1 protein-coding gene is annotated in these 265 nt (G+C 43.0%); it reads right to left on the bottom strand.

Annotated elements, in window-relative coordinates:
• Nucleotides 1–265: thiamine pyrophosphate-dependent enzyme (locus CWB99_RS23915; RefSeq protein WP_138686265.1), on the bottom strand; the 265-nt coding region annotated here is incomplete at both ends.

The raw sequence follows: 265 nt of genomic DNA, 5'->3' as shown, positions 1-265 counted from the left end.
CTTCATTATGACCATGACGGCGATAACAAACCATATCGATGAAAATATCGCTATTAAATTCCTGGCGATAGCGGGTTGCTATTTCAGCACATTTCACCACTGCTTCAGGATCATCTCCATTTACGTGCATAACCGGCGCCTGAACCATGGCGGCGATCGATGTGCAATAATCAGCGCTACGTGCATCATCAAAGTCAGTTGTAAATCCGATTTGGTTATTGATTACGAAGTGAATAGTACCACCGGTATAATAACCACGTAGATT

Origin of the sequence: Pseudoalteromonas rubra (assembly GCF_005887095.1) — a bacterium.
GTDB lineage: Bacteria > Pseudomonadota > Gammaproteobacteria > Enterobacterales > Alteromonadaceae > Pseudoalteromonas > Pseudoalteromonas rubra_E.
This window is presented reverse-complemented; position numbering and strand designations above follow the sequence as displayed.